At 65.6% G+C, this 16,294-nt stretch carries 13 protein-coding genes and 1 riboswitch; of the genes, 1 reads left to right on the forward strand and 12 read right to left on the reverse strand.

The window, feature by feature from the left end; all coding sequences use genetic code 11:
• The first annotated feature begins 37 nt into the window (after window positions 1-37).
• Window positions 38-2,278, forward strand: coding sequence for a S9 family peptidase (locus tag Q9293_RS14700; protein ID WP_306247818.1), 2,241 nt, complete (start codon window positions 38-40; stop codon window positions 2,276-2,278).
• Window positions 2,279-2,519: 241 nt separating this feature from the next.
• Here the strand turns inward: Q9293_RS14700 and Q9293_RS14705 are convergent, their stop codons facing one another.
• The 12 genes from Q9293_RS14705 to Q9293_RS14760 form a co-directional block, all read right to left on the reverse strand.
• On the reverse strand, window positions 2,520-3,125 hold the full coding sequence (locus Q9293_RS14705; protein WP_306247820.1) for a MarC family protein: 606 nt from the start codon (window positions 3,123-3,125) through the stop codon (window positions 2,520-2,522).
• 17 nt (window positions 3,126-3,142) lie between these two features.
• Window positions 3,143-4,102, reverse strand: coding sequence for a ribonucleotide-diphosphate reductase subunit beta (locus tag Q9293_RS14710; RefSeq protein WP_372342222.1), 960 nt, complete (start codon window positions 4,100-4,102; stop codon window positions 3,143-3,145).
• Between the two features lie 74 nt (window positions 4,103-4,176).
• Complete coding sequence (locus Q9293_RS14715) at window positions 4,177-4,866, reverse strand: anaerobic ribonucleoside-triphosphate reductase activating protein (RefSeq protein ID WP_306247824.1); 690 nt, start codon at window positions 4,864-4,866, stop codon at window positions 4,177-4,179.
• Window positions 4,859-5,029 (reverse strand): anaerobic ribonucleoside-triphosphate reductase, encoded by a 171-nt coding sequence (nrdD, locus tag Q9293_RS14720; protein WP_306247826.1) that lies wholly within the window; start codon window positions 5,027-5,029, stop codon window positions 4,859-4,861. The genes Q9293_RS14715 and nrdD overlap by 8 nt, the downstream gene beginning before the upstream one ends.
• A 26-nt stretch (window positions 5,030-5,055) precedes the next feature.
• On the reverse strand, window positions 5,056-7,104 hold the full coding sequence (locus Q9293_RS14725; protein WP_306247828.1) for a ribonucleoside triphosphate reductase: 2,049 nt from the start codon (window positions 7,102-7,104) through the stop codon (window positions 5,056-5,058).
• Window positions 7,101-9,467, reverse strand: a complete 2,367-nt coding sequence (locus Q9293_RS14730) for a ribonucleoside-diphosphate reductase subunit alpha (protein ID WP_306247830.1) — start codon at window positions 9,465-9,467, stop codon at window positions 7,101-7,103. The genes Q9293_RS14725 and Q9293_RS14730 overlap by 4 nt, the downstream gene beginning before the upstream one ends.
• Window positions 9,468-9,599: 132 nt before the next feature.
• Window positions 9,600-9,804, reverse strand: a riboswitch (cobalamin riboswitch).
• A gap of 84 nt (window positions 9,805-9,888) precedes the next feature.
• On the reverse strand, window positions 9,889-10,320 hold the full coding sequence (locus tag Q9293_RS14735) for a hypothetical protein (protein WP_306247832.1): 432 nt from the start codon (window positions 10,318-10,320) through the stop codon (window positions 9,889-9,891).
• On the reverse strand, window positions 10,317-11,027 hold the full coding sequence (locus Q9293_RS14740) for an FAD:protein FMN transferase (protein WP_306247833.1): 711 nt from the start codon (window positions 11,025-11,027) through the stop codon (window positions 10,317-10,319). The genes Q9293_RS14735 and Q9293_RS14740 overlap by 4 nt, the downstream gene beginning before the upstream one ends.
• Complete coding sequence (locus Q9293_RS14745; protein ID WP_306247836.1) at window positions 11,024-11,554, reverse strand: FMN-binding protein; 531 nt, start codon at window positions 11,552-11,554, stop codon at window positions 11,024-11,026. The genes Q9293_RS14740 and Q9293_RS14745 overlap by 4 nt, the downstream gene beginning before the upstream one ends.
• On the reverse strand, window positions 11,554-12,786 hold the full coding sequence (locus tag Q9293_RS14750; RefSeq protein WP_306247837.1) for a hypothetical protein: 1,233 nt from the start codon (window positions 12,784-12,786) through the stop codon (window positions 11,554-11,556). The genes Q9293_RS14745 and Q9293_RS14750 overlap by 1 nt, the downstream gene beginning before the upstream one ends.
• Before the next feature lie 20 nt (window positions 12,787-12,806).
• On the reverse strand, window positions 12,807-13,991 hold the full coding sequence (locus Q9293_RS14755) for a cytochrome-c peroxidase (protein ID WP_306247840.1): 1,185 nt from the start codon (window positions 13,989-13,991) through the stop codon (window positions 12,807-12,809).
• Window positions 13,992-14,299: 308 nt separating this feature from the next.
• Entirely contained in the window at window positions 14,300-16,231 is a 1,932-nt protein-coding gene (locus Q9293_RS14760) for a transglycosylase domain-containing protein (RefSeq protein ID WP_306247843.1), read from the reverse strand.
• Window positions 16,232-16,294: the final 63 nt, after the last annotated feature.

The following is a 16,294-nucleotide window of genomic DNA, read 5'->3' on the forward strand; positions in this document are numbered from 1 at the left end:
CCGTTCAGCCCGTGAACCCGCTTTTTTGGGAGCCCCCATGTCCTCCAAAGCCATCGCCCTCGCCCTCTGCCTCGGCAGCATCCTCAGCGCCCAGGGCACCCGCGCGGATTATCAGCGCGCCACCCGCATGCGGGAGCTGGTCACAGAGGAAAACCGGCGGATGGCCGTCGATCCCACCTGGGCCGAAGATGGCGCCTCCTTCTGGTACCGCAGGAGCCTTTCGCAAGGAGGCCAGGAATGGCTGCGCGTCCAGGCCCAGACGGGCCGGAAGTCGCCCGCCTTCGATCACACCAAGCTGGCTTCCGGCTTGACCAAGGTCCTGGGCCGAACCATCGATCCTGCGAAGCTGCCCATTGAAGGCCTGTCCTTCCCGGGCGACGTGAGCCACCTCCTGTTCCGCACCGAGGAGGGCTGGTGGCGGTTCAACCTGAAGACCGCCGCGCTCACAGCGGGCACCCCACCCAAATCCGGGCCCCAACCCCCTCCTACCGATGGCGATGACGAGCCGTCCCAACGCACCACAGGTCTTGTCATCAGCCCCAATGGCCGCTGGTCAGCCCAGCTGCAGGATTCCAACGTGGTGGTCCGCTCCGCGGGTGGCAAGGAAATCTACCGCACCACCGATGGCACCACGAATGATGCCTACACCGGCTCCTTCCTCTGGAGCCCCGATGGCCAGAAGCTCGTGGCCCAACGTTCGAGCCAGGTCCCCATCCACAAGGTGACCCTGGTGGAATCCTCCCCCAAAGACCAGCTCGAACCCAAGACCCATGTGCTCGATTACGCCAAGCCCGGTGACCCTCTGCCGGTGGTGCGGCCCGTCTTGATCAACCCCGCCACGCGCACCCAGACCGCCGCCGACCCGGCCCTGGCTCCGAACCCCTACTTCGGCTACGGCGAAGATCTGCGGGTCATCTGGGCCAAGGATTCCAGCCGCTACTTCTATGTGCATAACCAACGGGGCCATCAGGTGCTTCGAGTGATTGCCGTCGATGCTGCGACAGGAGCCTCCCGCGTCATCGTGGATGAGCGCAGCGCCACCTTCATCGACTATTCCGGCAAGCAATTCCTAGAAGTGCTCGGCGACACCGATGAGCTGGTCTGGATGAGTGAGCGCGATGGCTGGAACCACCTCTACCTGGTGGATAGCCGCATGGGCGTGGTGAAGAACCAGATCACCCGCGGCCAATGGGTGGTGCGCAGCGTGGTGAACGTGGATCCAAAGCGTCGCGAAATCCTCTTCCTGGCCGGCGGGATCGTCCCGGGCCAGGATCCCTACTACCTCCATCTCGCCAAGATCCGCTTCGACGGCACCGGGCTGAAGGTCCTCACCTCGGGAGATGGCACCCACTCCGTCACCATGAACAAGGATCACTCGGCCTTCGTGGACGTGTGGTCCAGGGTGGATCAACCACCCGTGGCGGAACTGCGCCGCGCCTCGGACGGCAGCCTCATCACCGAATTGGAGCGGTTCGACGCCAAAACCCTGACCGCCGCCGGGTGGCGAGCGCCACAGCGCTTCGTGGCCAAGGGCCGCGATGGGCAGACCGACATCCACGGCGTGATCTACCGGCCCAGCACCTACGATCCCGCGAAAAAGTACCCGGTCATCGAGTACATCTACGCCGGCCCCCAGGATTCCTTCGCGCCCAAGGCCTTCCGGCGCCAGCCCATGCACTGGGACATGGTGGAACTCGACTTCATCCTGGTCTCCATCGATGGCATGGGCACCAGCAACCGCTCCAAAGCCTTCCACGATGTCTGCTGGAAGAATCTCGGTGATGCAGGCTTCCCCGACCGCATCCTTTGGATGAAGGCCGCCGCCGCCCAGGACCCGGCCATGGATCTCTCCAGGGTGGGCATTTTCGGTGGGAGTGCGGGGGGACAGGACAGCCTGCGCGGCCTGCTGGCCTTTGGCGACTTCTACAAGGCCGGGGTCTCCGACTGCGGCTGCCATGACAACCGCATGGACAAGGTGTGGTGGAACGAACAGTGGATGGGCTGGCCCATCGGCCCCCACTACGCTGAACAGAGCAATGTGACCAATGCGAGTCGGCTCCAGGGCGCACTGCTGCTCCTGGTCGGCGAGCTGGACAGCAACGTGGATCCGTCCTCCACCCTGCAGGTGGTCAACGCCCTGGTGAAGGCCGACAAGGATTTCGAGATGCTGGTCGTGCCAGGCTCCAACCACGGAACCATGCGCATCCCCCATGTGGAGCGGCGGGTGAAGGATTTCTTCGTCCGCCACTTGCTGGGTGCGAGCCCACGAGCAAACTAGGTTTTCGTTGCATTCAATTTGCCACGGCCAGATGGACTCTGTGGATGCACAGGGACCCTGTGACCCAAAACCCGAGAACCAAACCAGGGTTTTCGTGGAATCTTGGAATTGGCAGCGGCCAGACCCATCGCCTTTCCAAGAAGGTCCGTAAACTCACCCTGACTAAAGCTCTCCAGAGGCCATCGCGAAGTCTCTGTGAGATGAATGTTCCCAATGCGGCTCCAACTCCAGTCATAGGCCCCTAGGTCTGGAGGGCTTTCACATAGGCGGCGACGCCATGCAGAAGCATCTCGATGGAAATGGCCGTCAGGATGAGCCCCATCAATCGCTCCATGGCAGTGATCACCTGCTCTCCCAGGCGCTTCTGCAGCCAGGTGCTGAGCCGGAACACCACGAAGGTGACCGAGATGGACAGCGCGAGGGCGGCGATCCACTCGGGCATGCGCCTCGGATTGCTCCCGGCGATCAGCATGGCAGTCGCCATGGCCGAGGGGCCTGAGATCAGGGGAATCGCGATGGGGACGATGAAGGGTTCGACGGCCTCATCCTCTTCCTTGGCGGGCCCTGAAGCCTCCGGGAACACCATCTTCAAGGCGATGAGAAAGAGGATGACGCCGCCTGCCACCCGCAGGATGTCATCGGTCAGGTTCATGACGGCCAGGATGCGCCGCCCAAACACCATGAAGGCGAGCATCACGCTGAAGGAGATCAGACACTCCCGGAGGATGACCCGGGAATGCCGATCGGGCCGCACCCGCCGCAGAGCGGCGATGAACAAGGGAATGTTGCCCAGCGGATCGGTGATGAGGATGAGCAGGATGGTGGCCGAGAGAAAGGTGGGTTCCATGGCTTGATCTGACGGGTTCAGAAGGCCGCGTCGAGTTCCACCTCGCCCACCACACCGGTCTGGTAGGCCGAAACGCGGCGCTCGAAGAAGTTCGCCAGCTCCTGAACGTCCTGAAGATCCATGAAGGGGAATGGATTCCGGCTCCCGAAACGGATGGGAATGCCCAGGAGGGAAAGGCGCTGATCCGCCACGAATTGCAGGTACTGCCGCATGTCCGCGAGCGAAAGTCCGGCCACGCCGTGCTGGAGCAGGTCCTCCGCGAAGCTGACTTCGGCCTCGACGGCCTCCACAATCATCTCGACCACTCGGGCCTTGAAGCCCTCGTCGAAGAGATCGGGTTCTTCCGCCCGGATCTGCTCCACGGCCCGGAAGGCGAAGGCCATGTGCAGGCTTTCGTCGCGGAACACCCAGTTGGTTCCGGCGGCCAATCCATTGAGCAGCCCCCGGGACCGGAGGAAGAACACGTAGGCGAAGGCCCCGAAGAAGAAGATGCCTTCGATGCAGGCAGCAAAGCCGATGAGGTTCAGGAGGAAATGCTGCCGCTGGGCCGCCGTTTCAAGGCGGTCGAGGGTCTGCACGCTGTCGATCCAGCGCTGGCAGAAGGCTGCCTTGGCGCGGATGCTCGGGATCTCCTCCACAGCCCGGAAGGCCTGCTCCCGCTCCTGGATGTCCGGCATATAGGTGTCGAGCAGGGTGAGGTAGAACTGGACGTGCAGCGCCTCCTCGTAGAGCTGGCGGCTCAGAAAGAGCCGCGCCTCAGGGGCGTTCAGGTGCTTGTAGAGGTTGAGCACGAGGTTGTTTGCCACGATGCTGTCACCCGTGGCGAAGAAGGCGACCAGACGTCGGATGAGGTGGCGCTCGGCGGGTCCCATGCGGGTGTCCAGATCCCGCATGTCTGTGGAGAAATCCACTTCTTCCACCGTCCAGGTGTTCTTGATGGCCGAGCGATACATGTCATAGAAATCGGGGTACCGCATGGGCCGCAGGGTGAGGTTAAAGCCGGGATCAAGCAGAAGGGAGGACACAGGCGCTCCAAAGGGGTCGGACGAGTTCAAGCGGTGCGAAGTTCCAGGCCGGGGAAAACGGCCAAGGCTGGTGCCGTGAGGGCCGCAGGAATGGTGCAGGCGCACCCATGGGTTCGGCGTGGCTGAAGGACGAATCTGGAAATCCCGAAAGCCTGCAATTGCGAGGTCATCTGGAGCAGATCATCCGCATCCAGCAGATCGGGATCGAGGGTGCAACGAACCTCGTAGGGTTTGCCGGAAGCCGTCACCAAGGCGAGTGAGGCCCGGGCCGCTTCATCCCCGCCCACTCCCGTGATCCGGGCGTAGCTTCCGAACGGAGCCTTCAGATCGAGTCCCACCCATGTCAGGTCCGGCAGGATGGTCTCCAGCCGATCCGGGAAGATGCCCGCCGTGTGAAGGCCCACCGCAAATCCTGCCTGGCGGGCCTCCCGGATGGCCGCTGGCAGTGCCGGTTGCAGCAGGGGTTCACCGCCACTGAACGCCACCCCATCCAGCAGGCCGTGTCGGGTGCGGAGCCAGGACAACACGCCATCCCATGCCAAGCTTTCGGTAGCGGCAGCGATGCCAGACTGGCCGCCCTGGAGGTGCGGGTTGTGGCAATAGCCGCACCGCCACGGGCAGCCCTGGCAGAAGACCACCGCCGCGAGGTGGCCCGGGAAATCCACGGTCGTGAACCGGGTCAGCCCCCCGATCCGGAGCGCCTCCACTTCAGGCATGGTCCAGCTTGGCGCAGGAAGGTTCGATGAAGGTCAGGCGCTCCTGGTGCTCTCCCTGCTTGCCGGGGTTGAATTCGGACACGGGCCGGTGGTAGCCCATGACGCGGGTCCACACTTCGCAGCGCTGGCGCTCGTGGTCCTGGAGGGCGATGGAGTTGCTCATGACGGGCTCCTGAAATGGAGGTGGATTCAATGGCCCTTCTGGGCGAGGCGTTCCTCGTCGCAGCGGGGGCAGAACTCGTGCTCGCCCGCGAGGTAGCCGTGGGTCGGGCAGATCGAGAAGGTGGGCGTGAGCGTGAGGTAGGGCAGGCGGTAGCGCGTCAGGGCGGTCTTCACCAGCTTCCGGCAGGCTTCGGTGGAGGAGACGCGCTCGCGCAGGTAGAGGTGCAACACGGTTCCGCCCGTGTAGCGCGTCTGCAGGTCGTCCTGGAGGGTCAGCGCTTCGAAGGGATCGTCGGTGTGGCCCACAGGAAGCTGGGAGGAGTTGGTGTAGTAGGGCTTGTCCGGCGTGCCCGCCTGGAGGATGCCCTTGAAGCGCTTCCGGTCCTCCTTGGCGAACCGGTAGGTCGTGCCCTCGGCGGGCGTCGCCTCCAGGTTGTAGAGGTTCCCGGTTTCCTCCTGGCACTCGCGGATGCGGGCCCGAAGGCGGTCGAGCAGGCGGACAGCCAGCGCGTGCCCCTCGGTGGTGGTGATGTCCTGGGCCCCGTCTGTGAAGTTCCGGATCATCTCGTTGATGCCGTTCACGCCGATGGTGGAGAAGTGGTTCCTCAGGGTGCCGAGGTAGCGGCGGGTGTAGGGAAACAGGCCATCGTCCATCAGCCGCTGGATGACCTTGCGCTTGACCTCCAGGCTCTCCTTGGCGAGGGTGCAGAGCTCATCCATGCGGGCCATGAGCCCGGCCTCGTCCCCCCGGAAGAGGTAGCCCTGGCGGGCGCAGTTGAGGGTCACCACCCCGAGCGACCCAGTCTGCTCGGCGGATCCGAACAGCCCATTGCCGCGCTTGAGCAGTTCCCGCAAATCCAACTGCAGGCGGCAGCACATGGAACGGACATGATTGGGCCGCATGTCGGAATTGACGAAGTTCTGGAAGTAGGGGAGGCCGTACTTGGCCGTCATCTCGAAGAGGCGCTCGGCGTTCTCGGATTCCCAGGGGAAGTCCGGCGTGATGTTGTAGGTGGGGATGGGGAAGGTGAACACCCGGCCTCGGCGGTCGCCGGCGCACATCACTTCGATGTAGGCGCGGTTGATGAGGTCCATCTCTGGCTGGAGTTCCTCATAGGTGAAGGGCATCGTCTCGCCGCCGATGACGGGAACCTGCTCCCGCAGGTCCTCCGGACACACCCAGTCGAAGGTGAGGTTCGTGAAGGGCGTCTGGGTGCCCCAGCGGGAGGGCACGTTCAGGTTGTAGATGAACTCCTGGAGACCCTGGCGCACCTCGTCGTAGCTGAGGCCATCCTTCCGGAGGTAGGGGGCCAGATAGGTATCGAAGGAGCTGAAAGCCTGGGCCCCGGCCCACTCGTTCTGGAGGGTGCCGAGGAAGTTCACCATCTGGCCCAGGGCGCTGGAGAAGTGACGCGGCGGATCCGCCTCCGGCTTGCCGGGGATGCCGTTGAAACCCTCGTGCAGCACCTGCCGCAGGGACCAGCCCGCGCAGTAGCCCGACAGCATGTCCAGGTCATGGATGTGGACATCCGCCTCGCGGTGGGCCCGCGCGATCTCGGGCGAGTACACATGGGACAGCCAGTAGTTGGCCACCACCTTGCCGGAGACGTTCAGCACCAGGCCGCCGAGGGAGTAGCCCTGGTTGGCATTGGCCTTCACTCGCCAATCGGAACGATGCACGTATTCATCGATGGTAGAACCCACATCCAGCAGGGTTCTCCGGTCTTCCCGAAGGCGCCGGTGCTGATCCCGGTAGGCCACGAAGGCCCGGAAGGAGCGGAGGTGGTTCGCATCCACCAGCACCTGCTCCAGGGTGTCCTGGATCTGTTCGATGTCGGGGGACTGATCGGCATGGCGATGCCGGATCACCTTGGCGGCTCTGGCCGTCAGGAGGTCGGCCTCCTCCTTGTCGAACTCCCCCGAGGAGGCCCCGGCCCGGGCCAGGGCCGAAGTGATCCGGCGGAGGTCGAAGGCTTCACTATGGCCATCCCGCTTGATCACATGGGTGGGGAGGGGAAGCGCATGTTGAGCAGAAACCGGCTCGACGGCGTCGGGTGTGACCAGGGTGGCGCTCATTGGCAGGCCTCGCAGGCTTCGGGGTTTTCGAGCGAGCAGGCGATGCCTTCGGCCTCCGTGAAGGCCGCCACGGTGGTCTTCGCGATGCGCGTGGCCGGTCGGCTCCGCAGGTAATAGGTGGTCTTCAGGCCTTGCTTCCAGGCATGGAAATACATGCTGCTGAGCTTGGGGATGCTGGGGCTCTCGACGAACAGGTTCAGGCTCTGGCTCTGATCGATGAAAGGCATTCGAGCTGCCGCCAGGTCGATGAGGGCCCGCATGGGCAGCTCCCACGCCGTGCGGTAGAGCGTTTGCAGATCAGCCGGAATCCCCTCGATGCCCTGCACGCTGCCTTCGTTCTGCTTCAGTCGGTTCCGGAAGGCCTCGGTCCACAGCCCCCGCTCCTGGAGGGCCTTCACGAGGTGGCGGTTCACCTGGATGAAGTCGCCGCTGAGGGTCTCGCGCTTGTAGAGGTTGCTCACCTGCGGTTCGATGCATTCGCCGCAGCCCACGATGGAAGCGATGGTGGCCGTCGGCGCGATGGCGATCATGAGGCTGTTGCGCACCCCATGCTGGAGGATCCTCGCCCTCAGGGCTTCCCACCGCTCGGGCTCCGACACCGTTGCCCCGAAGCCCTCATGGTGGAAGGCCCCCTTCGAGAGGCGGGTTTCCGCAAAGGCTGGGTGCGCCCCGTGCTGCTCCGCCAGCGTGCAGCTCGCCTCCAGCGCCGCCAACTGGATCGTCTCGGCAATCCGGGTCGAAAGGGCCTGGGCCTCTGGAGCGTCGAAGGGCAGGCCCAGGGTGAAGAAGACATCCTGAAGCCCCATGAATCCCAGGCCGATGGGCCTCCAGCGGTGGTTTGAAGCCGCCGTTCCGGGAATGGGGTAGAGGTTCAAGTCGATCACCCGGTCCAGGCTTGGAACCACCTGGGCGACGGTGGCCGCCAGGCGCTCGAAGTCGAAGCCTTCAGGCGTGACATGGCGGGCCAGGTTGATGGAACCGAGGTTGCAGACGGCGGTCTCGGCGCCATCGGTCACCTCCAGGATTTCCGTGCACAGGTTCGACAGGTGCACGGTGCCCCCGCCCGCGGTCTGGTTGCAGTTCCGGTTGCTCGCATCCTTGAAGCACATCCAGCCATTTCCGGTCTGGGCCAGGGTGCGCATCATGCGGGCATAGAGATCCCGCGCCTTCACCTGCCGCTGGAACAGGCCTTCCTTTTCGGCGGCTTCGTAGGCCTGCTCGAAGGCCTCGCCCCAGAGGTCGCACAGGTGCGGCACCACCTTGGGATCGAAGAGGGACCACGCCCCGTCGGCTTCCACGCGGCGCATGAAGAGGTCCGGAATCCAATGGGCCAGGTTCAGGTTGTGGGTGCGCTGGGCCTCGTCGCCCGTGTTGTCCCGCAGTTCCAGGAAGGCCTCCACGTCGGCGTGCCAAGGCTCCAGGTAGATGCAGGCGGCCCCCTTGCGCTTGCCGCCCTGGTTGACGGCAGCGACGGAGGCATCCAGCGTTTTTAGCCAGGGCACGATGCCGTTGCTGTGGCCATTGGTGCCCTGGATGAGGGAGCCCCTGGAGCGGATCCGGTGGAACGCGAGGCCGATGCCGCCGCTCCACTTGGACAGGAGCGCCACATCCTTGTAGCGGTCGTAGATGGCGGCCAGGTCGTCCGCCGGAGAATCCAGCAGGAAGCAGGAGCTGAGCTGCTCGCGGCACGTCCCGGCGTTGAAGAGGGTCGGAGAGCTGGGCAGGTACTCCAGTCGGGAAAGCAGGCCATAGAGCGTGAGCGCCTCGTGGATGCTGGCCGCCAGGGCGCAGGCGATGCGCAGAAAGAAGTATTGCGGCGTCTCGATCACCGCGCGGGCTTCCGGGTGCTTCAGCAGGTAACGGTCGTAGAGGGTGCGAAGGCCGAAGTACTCGAAGGCATCGGTCCGCTCTGGATCCACGGCATCGTCCAGCTTGCGGCGGTGGGCCTCTGTGAAAGCCAGCAGCCGATCGCCCACAAGCCCAAGGTCGTAACCCGCGCGGATGCTTTGGCTGAAGCTGTGGATGCCCTGGTTCTCCACTTCCTTGTCGATGCAGGTGGCCAACAGCCGGGCGGCCAGTTGCGAATACTGGGGTTCTTCCGTGGTGAGGCTTGAGGCGGTTTGGATGCTGAGGGCATCCAGTTCCTTGGTGGTGGCGCCATCGAACAGCCCGCTGATGGTGCGAGTGGCCACACGGATGGCATCCACATGCGGCAGGTCATGGCAGCTGCGGCCAATGGCGCGGACGATCTTGTTCAGATCCACCGGCTCCAGGTCCCCATTGCGCTTGCGGACCTTCATCGTCGTGGGGGCAGACGCGTCTCTGGAGGCCGCCGGGGCCTCCCGTTCCAGGAGCCTGTCCATGGATTCCTCCGAAGGCCCCCAGAGGTGGGAGCCGACATGGTGTGGGATGGGATGGAACGGGCTTGCACCCTCGAAAGGGGGGACAGGCTCGGATTCCATGGCGGGTGGCTTTCCCTCGAAGCAACACGCACCGCCTTGCGGCGGATCCATGGCAGGTCTTCGGACTTGTGGGCGCTCTGGAGATCCAGGTTCCTCGGGTCCAGCTTCCCGGCTTTCGCGAAGCCAGTGCTGTTGAACCCTTGTTCCCACTTACCGCTGCGGGGCAGTGCCGGAGTCGCACCGGCTTCCCTTTTCAAGCCCGGGTCGCCCCGGACTCACCAATGGATGAACCCCAAGATGTGGCATGCGGCGGCAACGGTCAACACCAAATGCAGTGGCCCACTCCGCCTTCCATCCAATCGTCCAGCCTCAGATGAATGGGTCAGGGCCTCAGGCTTCTCCGCCGGTGCCAGACGAGCCAGCCCACCAAGACGATGCCAAGCCCCGAATGCACCAAGCCCGCGGGAGGGCGGGCTTCCGGCGAAAGGAGATAGGCCATGCAGAAGCCAAGGGCGGCGCAGAGAGCCGCCAGGACCACCAACCCGAGGCCACTGGCGCGACGGGTTCCCACCACCCACCCGCGGCCCATATGAGCGGCCGCAAGGGCGCCAAAGCTGAACAGCAGGCCCCAGGCTGCCAGGCCGTGCAGGCGCATCAGCCGGGCCTCCCAGGGGCTGGGGAGACCCAGTTCGCCCACGGGCCCCCGCAGGTAGTGCTGGCCCAGCCACGTCAGCCCTGTGGCCAAAGCCCCGCCCAGAGCCGTGAGCAGAGTGGCCCGCAGCCAGAACGGCAGTGGGTTGGCGCTCGCGGTCACTCGTGGATCCATGCCTGGGCCTCGTACTGATCCAGCAGGGTACCAGCCGTCATTCCGGTGAGGGCGATCACCTTGGTGAGAGCATCTGCCGGTGCGCAGCGCGGCGCGGCCACCGTGACATGACGGGCGGCGGGCTGGCCGCAAAGTCGGCCCGGATCGTCGACCGGAAAACGACTGGTGGCCAGGGCACCCTCACTGATGAGAGCCCAGGGGCGCAGGCCGCCTTCCCGCTCATCCCGCAGCCCCACTGGCAGTTCCAGGCCCTGCACGCGCAGATCACCCCCGGCATTCACCCACCCGGCCGACGCCCCAGCTTCAAGCAGGGCTTCCAGCCCGCGGTCCACGGCTTCACCTTTGGCAATGCCACCGAGGTCGATCTGCGCCCCGGCGTCCATCTTCAGCAGGCCATCCTCCACCAAGCTCCAGCGGCCCGTGCCCTGAGTGATGTCGAAGCGTCCCTCGCTGGCGGCCGCCAGATCGCGAGCCAGGGCAAGCACGCGGAAGGTCCAGGGATGGATCCTGAGGTGTGATCCGGCACGAGCGGCATTGAATCGCCCGACATCGCTCGCCGCCAGATGCTTCGACATGAGGCGCTCGATCTGAGCTACCGCCTGAAAGGCCGCCTCGATCGCCCCCTCGCATCCGGCTGGCGCACCCACCTCCACGAGGGTGCCCAGATGCGGGCGGGCCCGCCGCAGCCAGGTCACGGAATCAGACCTGATCGGCGGGCCCCATCCACCAGCAGCACGGCGCGCTTCACGCCCTCCGTGACATGGGTGCAGGAGAGGGTCGCCCCGCTGATGTTGGCGATGTCCTGGCCCACCTTCAGCGTCGCGCTGGCCCCGCGCCCCTTGAACTGGCGACGCCAGGCTGGCATGCGCACCTCATGTCCGTGACTCTCACGGTAGGCGAGGATCTCGACCTGAGTAATGGCACCCTTGGCGTCCATGCCGACGGCGAAGGTGATGCGCTCGAACTTTCCGATGACCTCATCCACCACCAGAAACCCCTGGCAGGCATTGCCCACGTAGGCCACTTCCAGGCTGCCGCGAAAGGGTCCGGTTTTCTGTTGGAGCGCCTCCAACCATGGTGCGCGGGCATCCAAGGTCTTCGGTTCGGCCCGCGCCCCGGGAAACAGGAGGGCGCGGACCTGATCATGGCTCAGGTAGTCCGTGGCGAACAAAGAGGCCGGCACCAGCGCGCCTGCCACCGCCGGAACCAGAACCACCCGCATCAGAACGACCAGCCCAGGCCCAGGCTTACGCGGTTCTGGGCGGTGTCCTCGGTGTAGCGGCGCACATCGGCCTTCACGACCACATGCTCGTTGAGGCTGAAGTTGAGGCCAGCAGTCCAGACTTTGTCGGTCTTCCGGGCCTCGGGGGTCAGGCCGGGGCCCAGGTCTTCAAAGGTCTTCGCCGTGTTGACGGACTCATACCGCACGAAGGGCGCCAGGGTGTAGGTGCCTCCCAGCGGCAGGCGGTAGGCCGCCTGGAGGTAGCCACCCTCGAACTGCTTGGGCACCAGGTAGGGGTTTCCCACGCGGGGTGTGTTGAAGGCCTTGGTGTCCTGGATGCGACCCTGGGCGAAGAGCGCGGTGAGATCGAAGGCGCCTGGGTTCCAACGGGCGTGCACATCCCACAGGCTCACGCCGAGATCCGGGGTGCCCGCCTGTCCCTGGCCGCCTTTGCCAGTGAAGAAGGATCCCCCCAGCAGGAAGCCGGGAATGCCTCGCCAGTTCAGGGCGCCGAACACTGCGAGGTCATGAGACTTGGCCTGAGCCATCTCCTGATGCACGGAGCCGAGGGGGGATTCCACGGATTCAGCCGAGGTGGCATCCCACTTAGTGACGTTGAAACCCGTACTCACCCCGCCCTGCAGGGTGAGGCCATTGTCGAACACGGCGTAGAGCTGCACCCCGCCTTCCCGCCAGGTGGTCGGGATGATGGCGGTCTCCACCAGGTTCCGCTCCACCCCGTAGTAGGCGGTGGGCTCGTGGTTCTCGTTCAGGAAGCCCACGGGCATGAGGAACAGACCCGCGCGGAAACCCCAGGTGTTGCCGATCTGGTGCTCGATGAAGGCCTGCTCGACCTCCACCTCACCCGGATCGTCGGCCGAACTCACGGCGTGCTCCACCTCCAGCTCGGTGACCAGTTTCGTGCGCTCGTCAAAGCGGTGGGTGATCCCCAGCACGAGTCGGCGGATATCCGCCGTGTCCTGGGTGCTGTCCTTGGAGAAGTGGTTGAAGACGATCTCCCCGTAGCCCCCCACGGTGGTGGCCGAGGCCTCCTTCGGCACGAAGCCTGGACCGGCCTTCACCGTGGCCAGCTCACCCTTGACCTGGGCCAGCTCGCGGCTGAGGGCATCGAGACGCTTGGCCAGGTCTTCCGAACTGGGCTGCGACTGGGCGAAAAGGGATCCGCCCGTCAGGGCGAGGACTGCGCAAAGGGTGGTGCGGTAGTTGGTCATGGGGTCTCTCTGCAGGTGGGTCAGGGACGGTAGCCGTCCGTGAGCGTGTTCAGGAAGGCGATGAGGTCGTCGATCTCTTCATCCGTCAGGGCCGGCGAATCCCCCGGCTGGCGGTTGTACGGCACTTCCGTAACGTTGACATTGGCGTGGTAGGCCGCAGGCAGATCGTTGAACTTGTGGACGGTGCCATCAGGGTTGCGGGGGTAGAACTTCTCCGGGTTGGTATCCCGCTGCACGTAGAAGGCGATGGCCTCCTTCAGGGTTTTGAAATACCCGTTGTGGAAGTAGGCTTTGCGGATGGCCACGTTGCGCAGCGTGGGCACCTTGAAGGCGCCGTAGAGCTCCTTGCGATCCGCCAGATCGCCAGCCGCGCGCGCGGCCAGGCCCAGGTCGTAGTAGGAGGGATCGGCGTTGTCCTTCAGCTCGGGATTTCGAGGAACGCCCAGCACGTCGTAGGTGAAGTCGGTGAACATCGGCGGCGCACCGTCGGCCCCTTTGGCCGAGGGATGGCAGGCCGCACAGTTCCCCTTCGTCGGACTGTTGAAGAGGGCCAGGCCCCGCTTCTCCTGCGCGCTGAACTCAGCCTTGCCCGCCAGGAAGGCGTCGTACTTGCTGTCAAAGGGATGGAAGTCCGCATCCTCCAGCTCGTAGCGCTGGATGGCCAGCGTCATGCAGAGGTAGGCGCGCTCCACATCGCTGAAGATGTCGGCACCGAAGGCGCGCTTGAAATCAGCCGCATAGGGAGCGGCAGCCAACCGGGCCACCACCGAAGCCTTGTCGGGCATGGCCATCTCGCGGGGATTCAGGAAGGGCCCTGCAGCCTGCTCCGCCAAGGAACCGGCCCGGCCATCCCAGAAGAAGCCACCCGTCGGGGTGCCGTCCTTGTCGAACCGGAAGGGCTTGTTGACGGCCAGGTAGCGGATGGTTGGCGACAGCCGGTTCCCTTGGACATCCATGTTCGGACCGCCGAGCTGCGCCGGCAGGGCATTGGGAGACCCATGGGCGAAGGCCTTGTCATGGCAGGTGGCGCAGGACTGCAGTCCCGAGGCCGACAGCGAGGTGTCCTTGAAGATCAGCTCGCCCAACTGGGCCTGGGCCGAAAGGCCTTGCGTTGACGGATCCACAGCATCCTTGCCGCCCCCGCAGCCGAGAAAGCCCAGGGCGAGAAGCGTCGGAAGGATGAGCGCGTGTTTTCCACTAAACATTTCAACTCCAGTGATTGCGCGATAAACCGGACATGGCCCTACCCCTCTGTGGAACCCCGGGAAGCCCCGTGTCTCTGGCCCCGGGCGTGGTCTCATTGATTTTGAAAAATAATTCAATGAGACTAAGTCTCATTATCACCACATCCCTAGACCAAGTCAATCATCGCCCTGGCCCTCCTCCCGAAGGATTCACGGCACGACCAGTTTGAAACCCGTGCCCATTGCGGGTTTTTTGGATTCGAGCGTGATGCGGGAAGCGATCAAGCACACCTTGGCCGACAGACCTGCGGCCTGGTGTTTGGATCGGTTCAATCGGGGTCTTCGGATTCGGGGGGCTCGGTGTCTGCTGCCTCTGGCGGAACGGGCTCCGCGCCCGGGTTGGTGCGGAAGGCCAGGGTCTCGGCCTGGGCAGCTCGGTAGGCCTCATCGTCGAGGGCGCCGGTGAGGTGCAGTTTTTCCAGCAGGCCCGCCACCCGCAGCTCCCAGGCGGGCGTGAGGGCACCTCGCCGCCGGTACATGTCATAGCGCACGGGGTTGGGAATGACGGTGGCGAGCATCACCGCTTCCTTGGGGCTGAGGCTCCGGGCGTCCTTGCCGAACCAGTGCCGGGCGGCCTCACCGATGCCGTAGACGCCATCGCCCCACTCCACCAGGTTGAAGTAGATTTCGAGGATCCTGCGCTTGCCCACCGCCACCTCGAGCGCCACGGTCGCCAGGGCCTCGCGGATCTTGCGGGAGAGGGTGCGGTCGCGCGACAGGAAGAGGTTCTTGGCGAGTTGTTGACTCAGAGTGGAGGCTCCGCGCAGCCGCCCGCCGTCGGCCAGGGCTTCCTGGACTTCGGACAGGTCGAACCCTTTGTGGCCATAGAAGCCCGCATCCTCGCTTTCCAGCACCGCGCGCACCAGATGGTTCGGTAGTTCACCCAGCGGCACGAAGGCGGGGTTCTCCGGGCCGATGACCACCGACCGTGTGCCGCCACGGGTGAGGCGCGCCGTGTGGACGAAAGGTCGCCCCAGATCAGGACCGCCGCTGGAGGGAACGGCCTTGAGATGGCTTGGGTCCACCTCCCCCTTGAGCTGCCATCCCGAGGACAGGCGGAAGGGGCCCGCCACATGGAGGGAACCCGCAAGGGCACCCACAAGGGCCGGGGCTCCCCGCGGGGGGGCGAGCGCCGGGGGAAGGGCCCCGGTGAGAGCGGCCCAATCCAAGGCCATGGCGCGAAGGTCGAGGGTGAAGCGGGGTTCGGGGCGTACCGCCACCGACAGGGCCAGGTCCAACGCCGCGCGCCCGGCATCGTCCAGCGCCGCCTTCGCTTCCACCAGGGCCGCGGTCTGCGCGGCGGCGTCCCAGCCCAGGCGCCCCGCGAGGTGGAGCGAAAGGGGCCCCACCGGCCCGGGGTCGAGGCGCGGGGCGAAGAGCGAGAGGTTCCGCGCCCTGAGCGTGAGTCGACCCTCCCCCCGGGACGGGCCGTCCAGCCGCGTGGCCTCGAAGCTCAGATCCACCGCGCCGCCTCGGACTTCGAAGGGCAGGGACCTGCGCAGGCCGTCGGGAATGGCCTCGGCGCCCACGCCCTGCATCCGTATTTGCAGGGTTCCGGGGCCGCCACCCCAGGCGGCTTCCAGGCTGCCCGCGGCGCGCCCGGGCCCCACGGTCGCAAGCGTGGCGAGGGTGCGCTCGCCTTGGCGATCAACCTGAAGACGGCCCTCCAGCGGGCCGAACACCACGGGCGTCGGGCCCGTGGGAGCCCCCTCGAGCCGCACCTCCAGTCCAGAGAAGGCCAGCACCGGTGGGGCGGGCACCCGGCGCCCCGCTCCCGAACGTGCCGCCGGCGGCCTTCCGGTGCGAAGGGCCCGGGCCAGGTCCGCCAATCCCTCCCCCCGCCGTCCGCCCTGCACGTGCACCCCCCGCAGGATCACCTTTCCGACCTCCAGGCGCCCCAGGAAGAGGGCCCAGAGACGCGGCTGCACGGTGATCCGGTCCACCACCAGGAGGGGGGTCTTCCCTTCGGGGGGCGCCAACACCACCGGCCCCATCACGGGGCGGAGCGCCGCATCGACGCTGACCGGCCCGTCGAGGCGCGCTGCCGGTAGCCGGGCGGCCAGTTCGGCAACCGCCCGCTCACGAAGGGCGCGCAGCACCGGTGTGGAGCGCAGCACCCCCAGAAGCACGAGGTACACGAGGGTTCCAGCGCCCAGCACCATCCCCAGGGCCTTCCAGCGCCTCCGAGTTTGAATGCCCATCGGCTGCAGCGGCCCATTGGGCTTACGCCAAGGCCAGAAGGGCCGGAGGATGTGGATCGGCCC

The sequence above is a fragment of the Geothrix sp. PMB-07 genome (genome assembly GCF_030758935.1).
Classification (GTDB): domain Bacteria; phylum Acidobacteriota; class Holophagae; order Holophagales; family Holophagaceae; genus Geothrix.